This window comes from Lysinibacillus sp. GW823-FHT02G10 (assembly GCF_058797135.1).
In genome coordinates, this window is the sequence record NZ_JBXAJI010000006.1 from 157611 (window position 1) to 173197 (window position 15587).

General features: G+C 32.5%; 15 protein-coding genes and 1 pseudogene. 1 reads left to right on the forward strand and 15 read right to left on the reverse strand.

Features of this window, described 5'->3' with window-relative positions; genetic code table 11:
* Positions 1-279 precede the first annotated feature (279 nt).
* Positions 280-629 (reverse strand): annotated as a pseudogene (locus AC1RFD_RS17875) (IS4 family transposase); the annotation flags it as partial.
* A 176-nt stretch (positions 630-805) separates the two neighbouring features.
* Between AC1RFD_RS17875 and AC1RFD_RS17880 the strand changes: the two are divergent.
* Positions 806-1384 carry a TetR/AcrR family transcriptional regulator gene (locus AC1RFD_RS17880; protein WP_288583365.1) on the forward strand — a complete coding sequence of 193 codons (579 nt, stop codon included), beginning with the start codon at positions 806-808 and terminating at the stop codon, positions 1382-1384.
* Between the two features lie 98 nt (positions 1385-1482).
* Here the strand turns inward: AC1RFD_RS17880 and AC1RFD_RS17885 are convergent, their stop codons facing one another.
* The 14 genes from AC1RFD_RS17885 to radC all read right to left on the reverse strand — a co-directional run bounded on the left by AC1RFD_RS17885 (position 1483) and on the right by radC (position 15571).
* Positions 1483-2691, reverse strand: a complete 1209-nt coding sequence (locus AC1RFD_RS17885) for an acyltransferase family protein (protein ID WP_492475141.1) — start codon at positions 2689-2691, stop codon at positions 1483-1485.
* A gap of 696 nt (positions 2692-3387) precedes the next feature.
* Positions 3388-4155 (reverse strand): uracil-DNA glycosylase family protein, encoded by a 768-nt coding sequence (locus AC1RFD_RS17890; protein WP_492475142.1) that lies wholly within the window; start codon positions 4153-4155, stop codon positions 3388-3390.
* Positions 4156-4361: 206 nt separating this feature from the next.
* Positions 4362-4694: a hypothetical protein gene (locus AC1RFD_RS17895; RefSeq protein ID WP_492475143.1), complete on the reverse strand. Its 333-nt coding sequence runs from the start codon at positions 4692-4694 to the stop codon at positions 4362-4364.
* 76 nt (positions 4695-4770) lie between these two features.
* Entirely contained in the window at positions 4771-5865 is a 1095-nt protein-coding gene (locus AC1RFD_RS17900) for a hypothetical protein (RefSeq protein WP_492475144.1), read from the reverse strand.
* 103 nt (positions 5866-5968) lie between these two features.
* Positions 5969-6103, reverse strand: a complete 135-nt coding sequence (locus AC1RFD_RS17905; protein WP_492475145.1) for a hypothetical protein — start codon at positions 6101-6103, stop codon at positions 5969-5971.
* 103 nt (positions 6104-6206) lie between these two features.
* Positions 6207-6767 carry a hypothetical protein gene (locus AC1RFD_RS17910; RefSeq protein WP_492475146.1) on the reverse strand — a complete coding sequence of 187 codons (561 nt, stop codon included), beginning with the start codon at positions 6765-6767 and terminating at the stop codon, positions 6207-6209.
* 133 nt (positions 6768-6900) lie between these two features.
* Positions 6901-8055 (reverse strand): stalk domain-containing protein, encoded by a 1155-nt coding sequence (locus AC1RFD_RS17915; protein WP_492475147.1) that lies wholly within the window; start codon positions 8053-8055, stop codon positions 6901-6903.
* A gap of 146 nt (positions 8056-8201) precedes the next feature.
* Positions 8202-9812, reverse strand: coding sequence for a recombinase family protein (locus AC1RFD_RS17920; protein WP_492475148.1), 1611 nt, complete (start codon positions 9810-9812; stop codon positions 8202-8204).
* Between the two features lie 517 nt (positions 9813-10329).
* The gene (locus AC1RFD_RS17925; RefSeq protein ID WP_492475149.1) at positions 10330-11196 is read right to left on the reverse strand and encodes a tyrosine-type recombinase/integrase; all 867 of its coding nucleotides are present in this window, start codon (positions 11194-11196) and stop codon (positions 10330-10332) included.
* Positions 11193-13040 (reverse strand): DUF927 domain-containing protein, encoded by a 1848-nt coding sequence (locus AC1RFD_RS17930; protein ID WP_492475150.1) that lies wholly within the window; start codon positions 13038-13040, stop codon positions 11193-11195. Before AC1RFD_RS17930 ends, AC1RFD_RS17925 begins: the two co-directional genes overlap by 4 nt.
* A gap of 68 nt (positions 13041-13108) precedes the next feature.
* Positions 13109-13480 carry a hypothetical protein gene (locus AC1RFD_RS17935; RefSeq protein WP_492475151.1) on the reverse strand — a complete coding sequence of 124 codons (372 nt, stop codon included), beginning with the start codon at positions 13478-13480 and terminating at the stop codon, positions 13109-13111.
* Positions 13481-13506: 26 nt separating this feature from the next.
* On the reverse strand, positions 13507-13944 hold the full coding sequence (locus tag AC1RFD_RS17940) for a hypothetical protein (RefSeq protein ID WP_492475152.1): 438 nt from the start codon (positions 13942-13944) through the stop codon (positions 13507-13509).
* Between the two features lie 794 nt (positions 13945-14738).
* Complete coding sequence (locus tag AC1RFD_RS17945; RefSeq protein ID WP_492475153.1) at positions 14739-15041, reverse strand: hypothetical protein; 303 nt, start codon at positions 15039-15041, stop codon at positions 14739-14741.
* 83 nt (positions 15042-15124) lie between these two features.
* Entirely contained in the window at positions 15125-15571 is a 447-nt protein-coding gene (radC, locus tag AC1RFD_RS17950) for a RadC family protein (RefSeq protein WP_492475154.1), read from the reverse strand.
* Between the last annotated feature and the right edge of the window lie 16 nt (positions 15572-15587).

Sequence of the window (15587 nt, forward strand, 5' to 3'; positions counted from 1 at the left end):
AAAAGTATCAGGCACTTTTAATAGTGCCTGATACTTTTTCTACAAATTTTACATTTCAGTGTGGTCGTTTTTACTCTCCAAGCCGGAAATAAAAAATGGGAAATTACGTTAAAATATATGCGTAAGTAGTTAAACAAAGGTAGTAATCAACCACTTTTTACTATATCCTGTGGCTTGTGCAACAACGATGATTAATTCTTTATAAAACGCTCTCTCCTTGAATTTTACGTAGAGATTTCCATAAAGCAGCTTTTAAATAACTACTGATTTGTAAATACGTTCGTTCCCTTTTGAATCGAGGACTTTAATTAAGAAAAGTACATTTTCAGACCGATTTTGTGTCGTCTCAATTACGACCAGTTCATCGGATAAAACAGATGGATTTTCGGGTAACGCAAACGAGTAACAGCAAAATACCCTTCCTCTGTCATTCGATTAAACCGTTCGTAATCTAAGTAGCCACGGCCAAAGATGTACATGCATTCTTTGTCATCAATGAATACTCCTAAATGATGGTGGTCATTTTCGATGGCATTTGTCAGTAAGGCTTAATCCGGATAACAATACCTTTTTGCCATATAGGCAAGGCGTAAATGAAGCTTCACACCAAATTTCGTTTTACAGAATTTTCGCCTATGGATAATTCGATAAATTTAAATGTAATGATAAGATGAATTTCTTTATCTGTCTACCTAATTGGGAGCATATCAATAATAGCTGTCTGTTATTCATAATAATACTTTTTAAACAGTTATTTATAGTAGAATTAATAATAACGTTATTGCAAGAAATGGAGTGAATAAAGTTGGGAAGGGAAGAAAAGAAACGACAAACTAAATTAGCTATAACAAACGCTGCTTTCAAATTATTTTCGGAAAACGGATACGAGTCGACAAGGGTTGAAGATATTGTGAAATTAGCTGGAGTTTCTAAGGGTACTTTTTTTAATTATTTTCCGACAAAAGAAGCAGTCATAGAAGATTTTGAAAGATTTTCAATCTATTCGGAAGCTGAAAAATTAATGAATATCACAAGTCCAGTAGTACCTAAAATACTCTCTTCGTTAATTAATATCGTACATAATTTAAACTATACAAGGTCATTAAGAAGAGCAACTTTAATGGCAACTCTCTCAAGTGCTAATAATTTAAATAATCACATAGATAATATGAATAATCTTCGTGCTTTATTGATTCCAATTTTTAAGTATGGACAAGAAAAAGGGGAATTTACACAAAAATTATCCCCTGAAACACTGGCAGACTTAACTATTCAAATGTTTATTGGTGTATTAACCCACTGGTGTCTTGGTGGTGGCGAAGATGATCTTATTACACAACTTATGATGAGTTTTGATGTTTTCTTTAAAGGAATATCATCATAAAGATCCTGTTGATTTCCAAAGTAATCCTGCGAGAATAGCCTGTGTTATAAAAACTCGCAGGGATGTTGTCAAAGAGAGAATTGGAGACAAGCAGAGAACTAATATATACTCTTCTTATTAAATTTATTCACTAAACCTTGAGAACGTCTATGATTTGTCCCAGAGAATAGTTGACTAATAACCGGTAATTTTCGAATAATAAAATACGATATTAAATGGCTAAATACGATCCCCAATAGTGATGCTAATACGAATTTTATATAGCCTGAAACAGATACACTAATTAAAATATATTGAATTCCAATTAAAACCGGAATATGAATAATATAAACACAAAAGGAATTTTTAGATAAAGCCTCAATCCATTTTGATTTTCTATTTAATTTACGTTGAAATAATTCAATTAAACCAATTGAAAGTCCTGTACATAAAAAGGTCTCATAGACTGCATAAATAAGTGAACTACTATCCCATCCACCCCTTGAATGTGGTACAAACCCAATTACATTTAAAGCAATTAATAAAACTCCTATAAATAACCATAAATTACCAACACTTTTAGGGATATGATAAATCCAGTTATTATTAGCAGCTGTTATTCCCAAAACTACAAATGCTAAATATTGAGGAAAGTGTGCATACTCCATTTGGATAAAACCTAGAACACCAATCCATTCATCAATCGAATAACTTATTCGAACTAAAAAAGTGATTAACGATATGATAATAACAAATATAAAAATATGTTTATGTGTTGGGTAAATTGAAATTTTTGGTAAATTAATTTTTTTAAAAAGATTCATTAATACTAGATATATCAGTGAATAAATAAGAAGATGTTCAATAAACCAAAGATGGCCAAAATTTAGGTCTGGCCAAGATGGTCCTGCCCAATTCAATGGCTTTTCACCAAATCCTAGATAAATATTTTTATAGTATTCATATAACGATAGGTGAGGGTAACCACGAAATTCATTATAATAAAAGTACATTATTAAAGGAATTATTACTATAAATCCAAATAATAAAGGTATACCAATTCTCTTCAACCGATCTTTCAAAAAACCTATACTCCCTTTGTGTTTATACGCAAGAGGTATAAAATAAGCAGAAAGAAAAAAATAAAGACTCATATTAAAGGCAGAGTTTATCCCAAAAAAAACGCCCAAATCAGAATCGACACCCAAATCTCGTACATACCAAAAACCATTTGCCCCGCCATAAGGTTGACCTGCATGGTGGACAATTACAGTGCAAGAAAGAAACACTTTTAAAAAATCCATAAAATTTATACGTGTATTAGACAACTCACATTTCCCCTTTTTGGAAATAACTTCTAAACTATTTATAATACTTTTTATACTCGTGGTCAATATTTATCTTATTATACTATTGATTAAATTTTAGAATATTTATTTTATGATTATTAATTATGACTACGGGTCAATTTATATATGGTTGATTACGTGGAATTTCATATTAATATAAAATGTTTAGGGAAAAATAAAAACGGAGCAGATTGTAAGTGGAAATTCTAGCAGTTATAGGTCCTTTAAAACGTAAAAAAATATCATTGTCCGTACCCTTCAAATCTACTAACCTTCTAATTGGCAAAAAAGTCGATTAGGAGGAATGGAAAGGATACTTACAATAATACAAGTTCATCTTATCAAATTTTTGTATTAGGAGAAGGGTTATTCGTTACGGAAAATAGCAAATGAAACGGGACATGATTTTAAAACCGTACAAAATACGTGGAGCAACAGGATTTTTAATCTGAATCTAGAGAAGTCTAAAACCGTGTCAAAAAGATAGATGTATATACAGCTTTCTCTATTAATTATGAAGCAAAATAAATGACTAATCATATTGATAATGATTAGTCGTTTATTCAAAAAGCCCTTATTTATGATAAGGCTCACCTCAATAGGGCTAAGTGAGGTTTTGACATCACACCTACAGAAGAAACCGCCTTTATTTGTGATAGGTGTGATGTAATTTATCTAAATGAGATTTTTAAATGCAAATGCACAAGCATCTTTTAGAAATTTATTTTCCCTGTATATTGGTCTTATTTCTTTTACCTTACGACTATAAATATAACTTGGATGTGCAAAGTGAATTACTTTTATAGATCTCTTTTTTTTAAACTTGAACTCATATATATCCCCATGGGCAAAACTTTGATTTTGATAAGATTTAAGAGGTTCTAGAGATATATTAATTTCTTTTGGAAATCTTGCACATAAATATCTCAATGAGTTAAAAGCCTTTCTTCCGCAAGTTATTATCAACTCTAAATTGGGTAATTCCTCTATTTCTTGTTCCAGATACTCTTCAGTACACTTTTTATAATTTGGCTTAGTATTTTCCATTTCCACTTTTTCTTCTTTATCCTTACTTTTCCCCTCTACTCTGCACTTTATTGCATCCGTAAAATAAACCTCATCCATAGCATTTTCAAAATATTTTAGATCTTGTGTGATATAATTATGCTCTTTTAAATTACGAAAAATTTCCATATTGTATGTGTAGTATTTGGCTAACCATGAAGGGAAAGTTCCCCTATAGTATTTAGCTTTTTCTTCAGGTAAGGATTTCTCTATATAATCATCATCATCTCCAAATCTACCACCAGGTTGTTCAAATATAACCATCACTTTAATATCTTCTTTTTTCTGTATATTATCATAAAAAATGACTTCATTCTTACAAGTTAATGCACAAGCATTACAAGGTTCATAAATTCTTTCAACTATTCTCTTTTTCAAAGTAAATCCCCCAGTCAAATAAATAACTCCCTAAAAAATGGTCTATTTTTATGACAAATTTTATCTGTAATTTATTTCAATCTAGAATACTTTTCTTCCTTTTAAATAACAAAGTAAATAAAATAAGGAGAAGAAAAATCATTGATAACCGATTTCTCTTCTTCGCTTTAGAATGTTTTATATTACAAGTTTCCTTATTAGTTCATTTACCAAAACACTTCTATTTCAACTAGTTTTTCTTCTGAATTTTCTATCTCAATCTTACATGATTCAATGTAAGGATAATAATATGGGATTTCCTGGGTAGGTGAAATTTGTCGATAATCTTCGCATATTTTACCGTTAAATGTAATATTAATACCCTCCATGGAATATTCAGATTCAAATTCAAATTCTTCTGTTATACCATCATTCATCCCTAATCTATTCGCCTCAGCGATATAATCCAATTCAATGCTGCTTATTACATTATATCCATCAACTTTAATACCTTCTTTTTTCAACTTTCTTTCTATTATCTTCGCAGGAATATTTGCCATATTAAAGCCCTCCATATAGTTTTAAAACTAATATGCCATCATCTGATAAGATTAGTCCAAGAAAAATAAAATATAATTATTTTCTCAGAAACTCTCTAAGTATGTCCCATTTATCTTTCTGCATGGATTCCTCAATAAAATCCTGTATCTTTCCATATTCCTTTGTTGTTACAAGAGGTGCAACTAGATATATCTTACATAAGTTAATTAGTTCATTATAAATAACACTTTCTAAAGGGTTTTCCGTATTAAGGATTTCCTTTGCCTTGTCTTCAATCCTCTTATACTGCTCCTGAGAAGATAATTTGTCATCAAGTTCCTTTAGATGTCTTTCAATTTCAGTATTATTATTAAAATTTAATTGATATAACAAATCCGTTAAATATATAGTCGGATATCCAATGATTTCCTCATCATCTGATTCTTCATCTTTCTTTCTTTGATTAACTTTATCCGCCAAGCATTTCATGATAAATTCTTCTAACGAATCTGACCGAATCTTCTCTTTTAAGATCTCAGCATTCGCTTTGTTTTCTTCCCTAGCAATTCTTGCTCCGTATACCATCTTATCCGTAAAAATTTTTGCATCTGTACTCGATATCCACTTTCTAGTTTTGCTTATACTCTCTATTACATATTTCATCATTCTATAACGGACCCTGGAATCAGCATGAAACAACTCTCGAAATAAAATGACCAATTCGTTTGATAATCTTTTCGTCAATTCACTTTCCAGAACAGCATTAAGATATGAGGAGTTATTCATTATTTCTTGCATATCCTCTTCCAATAAATAAATATTGATATTTTCAACTAAATCCGAAAACAATTCCTCCCTGTTAATTAAATTCCTTTTATTTTTTCTTCCATCAAAATAATTGGTATCAAGAATTGTTAATAATAGACCGTGAAATTTGGGATCAATTGCATATACTCCATTGATTTGAAAGTCTGTAATTTTCAACAGACCATTACTTTCTTTACAAATTTTTATTAAGTGATTTTCTATCGTTTTTTTACCTATACTTTTTTTCTTGTAATATGTTCCGAATTCATTCAAATATAAGGCTAGCTCTTCGGTGGTAATGAGTTCTCGATTTATTTTCCCTTTAACCTCCTGGGGATCAATATCCTGATGACTTTTCCCTGAATAATCAGACCCTCTTCCCATATCATGACCCTCCTGTATGTTTGATATATGTATTATTTTTCAGTGATTATCGTGTGCACCGTTAATAATTGCAATTGTAGCTTGAGTGACTGAAGTCGTAGCTCTAGTCACTCAAGCTATTCGTATTCTTCTTAATTTTTTTCTTAGCCCCTTTTACTTTCTCCATAACATTATCTTTTACCTTTTTCGGTGAAGGTTGAAATTTTAACATATCACTTAATTTTTGTTTTTTCTTCATCGTATCTCTCCATTTCCTTTGAAAAAACCTTGAATAACAATTGTTATCCAAGGCTCTTCTTTATTTAATATTCTTATCTATAATTAATACTTTTACTTAAGGATCATGCCTTTATCCTTTTCATAATCCCAAAAGGTGTTTCTACATATTCATCCCCAATATTTCCATCCATTTCTTTACCAATACCTTCTTGAATTGCTCTTTTACATACTGCATAGCATTCATCTACATGACTATTCCCAAGGTACTTCATAGCTCCGAAACTTACGCTTGCTGCTACAGCTTGTCCAATAATTGGGATGAATTTAGTCACTTGTTTCGTAGCAACTCGAGTAGCCACCTTTTTTAACAATACAGCCACTACTTCTTTTCCAATGACTTTACCAATTAATTGCTTACCAATTTCCGTTCCAACTGATGTAATAATCACTAGTAACTGTTGTTTAACATTTTGGTCTAGTTGGTCAATTTGCTCATTGGACAACCCAAACTTGCGATTGATAGCTGGTAACAGTTCTAGCATGATGCTTACATCTGCTGCTACATCCACACCAGGTATTGGAATAGCTGCAGTTAAACCTGACATTGTAGCTCTCTTTGTTACCATACTTTTTGCTTCGTTATAAATTCTATTTAATTCTTCCATATCATTTGGTATCATCATTCAAACCTACCTTTTCAAAGAATATATATTTACAGATGCCACTGCGGAAGCCTTAGCCCTTGAATTTACTAAAAGAACAGGTAAATTATCAGCTGATGAACTTCCTGTTCTAATTTCTTCAATATAATCTAAATCATTTCTTTAGCCATTCTGACCATTTCTTCTCAACATCTTTATAGTTACCAAAGTTGTCTACGAATGCTTCACTCATTGTTTCTTTTTCGCTATCAATGAATGAATTATACTTGTCTTCACCATAAGTCTCGATTAAAAATGCAATAGCAAGCACACCAACATTAAGATAGTTAGTACCAGTAACTGTAACACGTAAGTTTCCGTCAGTGAATTTTACATCAGTTGATTTAATTTTACCTTTTACAGTTTTAGCAAAAGCATTGTATTCATTAACAGAGATTAATGTTTTGTATTTCACATATGATTTAAACATCCAATCCGGAACTTCCGCTCCATACCAGTCAGGGCTCATTATATGTTTCTCCATTAATAAATTATCAACAACTCGCACATATTCAGAAACATATGTTTTACGAGCGAAATTGTTATCAAAGTTATACATTCCATCTACTGATGTACCGTGACCTTTATATAGTGATGGAGCCATTATTTTGATATTAGTTTCCATTTTATCTAATCCACCATAAGCAAAGTTTTCTGGGAACTCAAAGCTATAATTTTGTGACTCTTTAGATTGAAGATAATAATTAGTAGGGTGGGTACTCTTAGAAGTTAATTTCTCCTCTAATTCAGGAATTCGACCTTCATAAATTTTTAATGCTAATGTTACACCTTCATTTAAATATTTTACTGCAGCATTAATATCTCCTTTAAGATCTTTAGGAGCATACAAAGTAAAGTATTTTCCTTCATAAACATAGTTATCACCAACTAGTTTAGATTGTGAAGCATAATCAGTAATATCAACTGCAGGTGGCTCTGGTTTTACTTCATCCTTACCACTTTGAGCTACATTGTCTTTTGTAATGATGTCAGCTGACATCGTTTTCTCATTATAAACAACTTCAGCACCTAGCATTTCAGCAACGTCACGTAATTTAACGAATGTTTTCTCCTCTTCACTATACCAAGAGTTACTATTTACTTTCTTACCGTTAACAGTAATACCAATACGATTTTTATGAATTTCTTCTTTCTCAATTGTTGCAAAATTACCTCGTGGCGTTTTGTATTGCCCGATAACAGTTCCTGCATAAACTCCTGTTGAAAATAATCCTAACGCCATTACTGATACTAATATTTTTTTATACATAGTACTTTTACCTCTCTTTATTTAGTATAAAAGATAACGATTTCCAAAACTTCACAAAAACTATTTTAACATCAATTACCATAAAAGGTTAGTAATAAAATACTATTAGTTAATTATGAATGACCTTTTTCATAATGTTTTTACTCTTAAATAGCAACTAAAACAGAAAAGGGAGCAGAAAATTCATCCGTAGATGAATCTCCTACTCCCAGTTTTAATTCTTCTAGCAAATCGTTATTTAATTTGAGTTGGATACTCTCAATATTACGATTTTCATCAATAGTAATTTGATGAAGAAGTAAATGTAACAAGCGTTTTCTTTGCTCCCTTGTAAGTGATTGTTTGAAAGCCTTTTGGAAATTTTGTAGTACGGTCTTTACTTGTTCAAATGTCACTTCACTAGAGATTGTTGTATTCAATTGTTCATTTAGTGGGTGCATTAATTCTTTTAATGAGGCAATTTGTTCTTCTAGTTTTCTAGCTTTCATTTGATAGTTACTTTTAGAAATTACCTCATCCATGTAAGCGTCTAATAACTTGGAAAGCTTCTTTTCTAAAGTAGCTAAATCCGTAGCATATTGTTGATACTCCCTTTGAATAGGAGCAACCAAAGACTCTTGTTTATGATTAATACTACTGACTAACTGGTGAATCAGCTTGTCACTTTTCATCAGTTCTTCAAGTTTGTTTAATACATATGGGTCAGCATAATCAGTACGTACACCATAGGAATGACAAGCATTGGTACCTTTGTTTTTCCAAGCACCACATACATAGTATTCAATGACTTTTTTCGTGCCATCTTTTAACTTGTTTGTAGTACGCCCAACAACCATCCCTGCATTACATTTAGGGCAGCGCATAATCCCCGTTAGAGGGAACTCACCATCATGTACACGGTTTGGTTTACATGATCTTGTTTTGTAAACTTCTTGAGCAATTTTCCAAGTTTCTTCTGAAATAATTGCTTCGTGTTCCCCTTTAATAATGACTGGGGTAGGGTTGATATTATTACGACGCTTTTCATTCCAATCTCTACGGACATTGTAACGTATGTATCCTGCATACACTGGATTCGTAACAATAGTTTTAATGGCATTCAAGGAGAACGTCTTATCTAATTTAGTTCGATAGCCAGCTTTATTAATTTGATTCGCTATCGCCTTGTAACCATTCCCTGTCGTGTAAAGATAAAATATTTTCCGAATAATACTTGCCTCTCGTTCATTGATTACAAGACCAGTATTTTTACGCTTTTTATTCTCACCCCCTATTTCTACTACATCGTAGCCAAGAACATGCCCACCATTCCAACGTCCTTCTTTTGCACGAGCTAACATGCCCATCTTTACATTTTCGGCAATGTTGTTTCGCTCATACTCAGCAATGGCAGCCATCATTTGAAATTGGAGTTTACCAGTAGGCGATTCTGTTTCATATTTCTCAGTGTAAGAACGGAAGGCAATGTTCTTACTATTAAATTTCTCCACCATATTCATAAGGTCTACGCTTTTTCGTGCTAATCGGTTCATTTTCCATACAAGAACAAGATCGAACTTTTTCTCATCAGCATCTGTTAGTAATCGCTGTACGGCTGGTCTACCTTTAATATTTTTACCACTGATACCTCTATCTACGTATTCATCAAAAATAATGTAGCCTTCTCGCTTACAATATTCACGTAACACTCGAATTTGTTCATCAATACTGTACCCCTCATCTGCCTGTAGTGGAAACACGTGCATAAATAGCTGCATATTTAGTTTGATTCATTGTCATTCGAACTCCCTCCATTTTCGCCTAAAATATATGCTTCACACATTTCTGCTAGTATTAACACAACCTCGTTTGTCGTTACCATCATTGCAACTCCTTTTATTTTGAAAATTAGATTCATATCTAGCTTTATGAATTTGTAAAAACATAAGGTCAGACTTGCTCATTTGTTACCCTACTTTTATTAAAAGTTGAACAAATTCAATCTCATTACTGAAACTGTCCATTTTTTCTAAGCCAAACGATACAATTCACCTTTTCAAAAGGTAAATTTCCTTATGTTGATTCATTACATTCAAACAAGACAGCTACTATTAATCCATCTAAATTTATGATATATTACTAAAATTTCATTTAATCCCCCATGTCCCCCACTCATTTATGAATGAAATCTATTTTATCGTGGTTGGAAAACAACCTGACTTTCTACAAAAAATGAATGTGAATGTATTTTTCATTCCGTCTTTTGCTCAAATTGGCGGGGGATCTGGGGGACAATTAGAAAATGGTAAGTGTTTCAATACCCTCATCAGCAGTTTGCTGATGAATATGTGTATATGAACTTGTCGTCTTTAAACTTGCATGCCCCAGTAGTTCTTGTATGGCAACGATGTTTACATTATTTTGTACAAGGGCTGAAGCGAAAGAATGCCTTAAAACATGGCACGTTACATGCTTGTCCCACTTTAATTTTTTTACTGTTTCCTTCAGTACTTTATTAACATATACATCTGATAAACCGTTTGTACGTTCTGTCAAAAAGAGTCGCTTGGATTTACTTTTCACTCGCCATTGTTGAGTGTAATTTAGAAGGTATGTTTTTAATTCTGAATGCAGAGGAATGACTCTACGTTTATCCCCCTTACCATGCCTAACCGTAATGCTATTTTGTTGAAAATCCACATCGGTTAGTTCGAGATCTAAACATTCAGTAATTCTTAACCCTGTATAAAATAAAGTCAGTACTACTAACTGGATAAGTCTATGGTCTATTGCAGTAATCAATTCACCCACTTCATTTGAAGTGAGGAACACCGCTTGCCTTGGAGGTTCTTCTAATCGTTCAAGAAACTCAGCTGGATTTGCATCAATAAGACGCTTTTTCTTACAAAACTTAAAAAAAGTACGTAACGTATTCATTTGGCGGTTACGACTGGAGGGCATATAGCCCTTATCAGTCGTAAGCATATTCAAATAATCATTCAAATCTTGTTCATTAATCTTTATAATATCTAAATATTCAGTGTATTTACTTTGTAAGAAGGCTTTGAAGTTAGTAATATCCTTGTTATATTCTTTAAGAGTACCCACACTTAATTGCTTATTTTCATGATTGAAAAACACTAGACACTCATCCATTTTCATTCGTCAAAAAGTCCTTTGCTCTTACTTTTTTCAACCATTGCTTCAAGCTCGTTTTTTGGTTTTATAGAATTAACATTTCTAAATATATTTGCACTGTTCGGATTGAAGTTATCCAATGAATCCTTACAGTAATCCTTCAAAATGTCTCCATCATATACAATACAAACAGTATAATCACCTCTTGAGCTAAATGCTTTACCAGTCAAAGACATTTCACGTAGCTCGGCTTCCCCTTTTTTAAACACTACTTTTTTTGTTTTAAGTTTATTCCCATCATGTTTCAAAACGTCCATCTTTTTCAGCTCTTCTAGTAGTATATTAGCATCGGTAAAACCTAGTTCTGCTGCTATCTCTTCATACTTTTGATTAAGGATATAGCAATATGTCTTTTTATTTTTAGTTTCTATTATGCCCCAAATTTCTTGATTTTCACCTGTGTAATTATTATTTACCTTAAAATGTTTACGGTATTGAATAATTTTTTGACGAAGTAGGTCATAAAATCGCGGTGCTAATTCTCTATTAGTCATAGAATCTAGTTCCTGTTCAACTAAAAAGTCAGCAATTCCATCAATAGATAAGCTTAAGTCCAACGCTTCATTTGCAAAATAGGCTCCAGTTAGAATGATAGCGAACTTATTAGATATACGTGTTTTAAATTTTGTTTCAGGCATTTTTTCAAGCATTAAAGTCTTATACTCAGACCATTTTTCTTCAATGGCATCCACTCCACAATGAATTAAATGCTCTACAAAAGTTGCTCCTGCATATCCATAGTTATTCAATAATCCTACCTTAATACGTTCTGAATGATCCGCATCATCAGTCCATTTAATATTTTTAAATTCAAATAATCTAACACTTAAACCCTCGTTATTTTTTGCTTGTTTAAGAATAGAGCCTTCTCCTGTAAAGAAAATAACTGTACACCATGCTTGATGGTCTTTAAGCTCTGATTCTTTATTCAATCTAGCCTTTTCCTTATTTTGTGCCAGCTTATAAATGAACGATGTCAGATTAGTTGCACCCATTGTATGCATAGATGTCTCATCAAAAACAATTGGAACACCATAATTCTCGGCGATAGCTGCCTGCAAAGCATTTATAGTCCCATTAAAACTTTGAATCAACCCATCTTGAGAGATATTTGGATTACCGAATGGTGAAACAGCTAATATTGCAGCAGTTGTCTTTCCTGACGAAGAGTTTCCTACTAAACTAATTAATAAGGAATCAACGTCACCTTTTTGTTCTAAATTTAACCATGCAGCAACTGGGGCAGCAAAACTGGCAGCTAATACAGTTTCTAACGCCGTATGTCCGATTACATCCTTTTGAATGATCTTTTTCCATTCATCTTCACTACCTTTGGGTTGAATGGAATACTTACCTTCATAAGTAGAAAATCGCCCATTGCCTTGGATGGCTTCATTCAGTCGAAATAAAGTATCTTCCTGGAACTTCATCCAACCTAACTTTTGATGAACATAAGTAGGCTTGATGCTTTTTTCATGGAAATCTAGAAATTGAAAGACAGGTTGCATTTTATGACCAGCTACATCCATACCTTTATCCAGTAAATAGGATAATTCTGTTCGAACTAATTTTCCTCTCGGAATTTTTAAAGTCTCCCATCGATCAAATGAGAAGTATTCAATTTCAAGCATTAGTTGACCTGTTTCCATAGTTCGAGTAATGCTTTTAATTTTTGAGGCATTTGCAAGAAATACTTTTTCTTTTCCGTTTTTCGTATCCTTTATGATATACAAAGTCTTGTCTCTTAAAATAAATTGGCCTAATTGAACCTCATCGGTATCCTTTGGTTTTAAAACCATTCTTTCCATAAAACAATCTCCTTCAATTATTGAATAATAGGCAAGCAACGAAAGGGAGCACAAGTATAGCTTTCAGTTTAAGATTGTTGTTCACTTAACGGAAAAACATCGACTACATTTGCAAAAGTGGTTTCATGTTGGTGTACATGTCCGATTTTCACAATGCATGATTTTCCAATCAACTCATACAGGTCTACCTCCTTATCTGTAGTATCCAATGTGGATTCGACTAACTTTTGTAATAAAGAATCCTTCCCAACATAAATCAACATAGATTGCATCACCTTTTGACCATTTTCAAGTTCAAACAGTAATACAGCAGATGGGGTTGTTCCCCAAATGGTATCACGTACTTTTCCTTCTTTAATGCTAAGAATGGTAGCAGTATATTTCCCTTCTTCTGGAACACTTAATTCATTTATTGGTTGACTAAGATCGTAACGTAACATGGTAAAACCCCCTATATTTGTTTTAATTATTTTTTATTCATCGAAATTATTGCAATCTTACTCGTTTCTTCTCCCTGATACTGCACTTGGTAAAATGTTTGCGATACATTATCAACAAATTTAAGGTCATAAAGCTCTGTAATTTCATTTACAAGTTCACTAGAATAAATGACCGATTTTGTTTTCTGTGGTTTTAACGTGAAATAATTTTCATTACCCAAGATGTTTGAACCAATTGCAACAGCTTCCGAACCATATGAAATTTGCAATTCTTTAGGTTCATTTAACTCCTGCATTAATTCTTTTGAAAGAACAACACGTTTACCATTCTTTTTAGAATTTACAATTGTTAGTACACCTGCTTTAGACTTAGTTTTATTCGTTCCTTTACAGATAGAAGGAATAAATCCTTCTAAATCTACTGCTACCTGTTGCTCTAGTGGTTTCAACTCTACTTGATCCATTGAACTACCCTCCTCTTTGTACATCCATAAAATCACAGATGTTTGATTTAAATGTTGCTGTACAAAATACATTGCTATAAAGTAACTTGTTTTTCTTTATCGCAATGTCCTGACAGATTGAATAATACAACCTTTTTATAATTTTTCAACTTCATAATAATCCGAACAAAAATAAAAAAATGATATAAAAATGTATTTTCAATCATAAAAATCATAAATATATCTCTTTTAAATTAACTGCTATATCAGGACCAATTTAAAGTAGCAGGCTGGGCTCATTCCAAAACCTAAAAGATTTTAAAACAGAAGTAAAAAATAGGTATTTTTATAGGTAATTTTTATCGATTTTTAAAAACTAATAAAACACCTTTTAAACAATCCCCCTTATCCCCCTCTAAATAATGAGTAAAAGGATTTTTTACGGAGAGTTTGATTGGAAAACATCCTGACTTTCCAAAAAAAATTGATTCAAAGATGTTTTTGTTTCTCACCTACAAAACATTGGGGGAATTGGGGGATTTTCAAATGTTGATTAGTTTTTTAGTACAGAATTATGGTGTTTTCCTTACCTTTTCAATTCAAAAAAATTCAAAGGAGCAGCAATCGCTACTCCCTCTGCTTATTAATATGCTAACGTTTTATTTTGCTTTTCAGTAATTAGATAATCAATGACTGCCGTTACTACTGCAATAATAACTACTTTTAATAATTCTTCTAACATTTCTACCCCTCCTATTTCCGCTAATCTTTTTAGAAACACAGTGTGCTCCTTTACGGTTACTTTTCCTAATCTTTTAAACTAAATACTCTTCTATAAAATTGGGTATCACTTTATCATTTACTAGCCATACTTCGTGAGGATTTACGTTACCTGTTTCGATGACAATCAATGTATAATAGTTACCTTTATCATCCGTATAATTTGCACTGTCACAAACAACTGGCTCTGCCAAATTTAAAATGATATTCAAAGGCACTATCTCTTCATCTAACTCATCATGCATAAACCACATTGTTTCATACCCTATTTCATGAAGTCCTATCTTCCTTTTTAGCTTTTTTCCTAATACTTCATTTAACCTTACTGCTGATTTCATTTACTTCACATCCCATTCATGGAAAAATAAAAAGCCCTAACACCTTTTTCAGATGTTAGAGCTCATGCACTACTTAAATTCATTTAAAAATACCCCTTCTCTTTTAATGATACATATCTGTCATCTCCCAAAATAATGTGGTCGATTACCTCAATTCCAACAATTTGCCCTACTTCGACTAATCGTTCCGTTACCTCAATATCTTCAGGACTTGGTGTTGGATCACCAGATGGATGTGGATGGCAACAGATGATTGAAGCGGCATTGCTAAGGATGGCTGTTTTCATGACCTCCCTAGGATGAACGATACTAGCGTTGATGCTACCAATGTGCACAGTGCTAATGTTTGTTGGTTGATTCTTCATATCCAAGCACGCAACGATAAAATGTTCACGGTCAACTTCCCCTAGATATTCTCGGAACAGCTCCGCACTATCTTGTGGGCTACGGATGCGTCGATTTCTGTACAACATGCTTGATTCCTTAACTAATTTTACTGACACAATACTTACTCGTTTTGATGGTTGCATATAATTACCTCCTAGA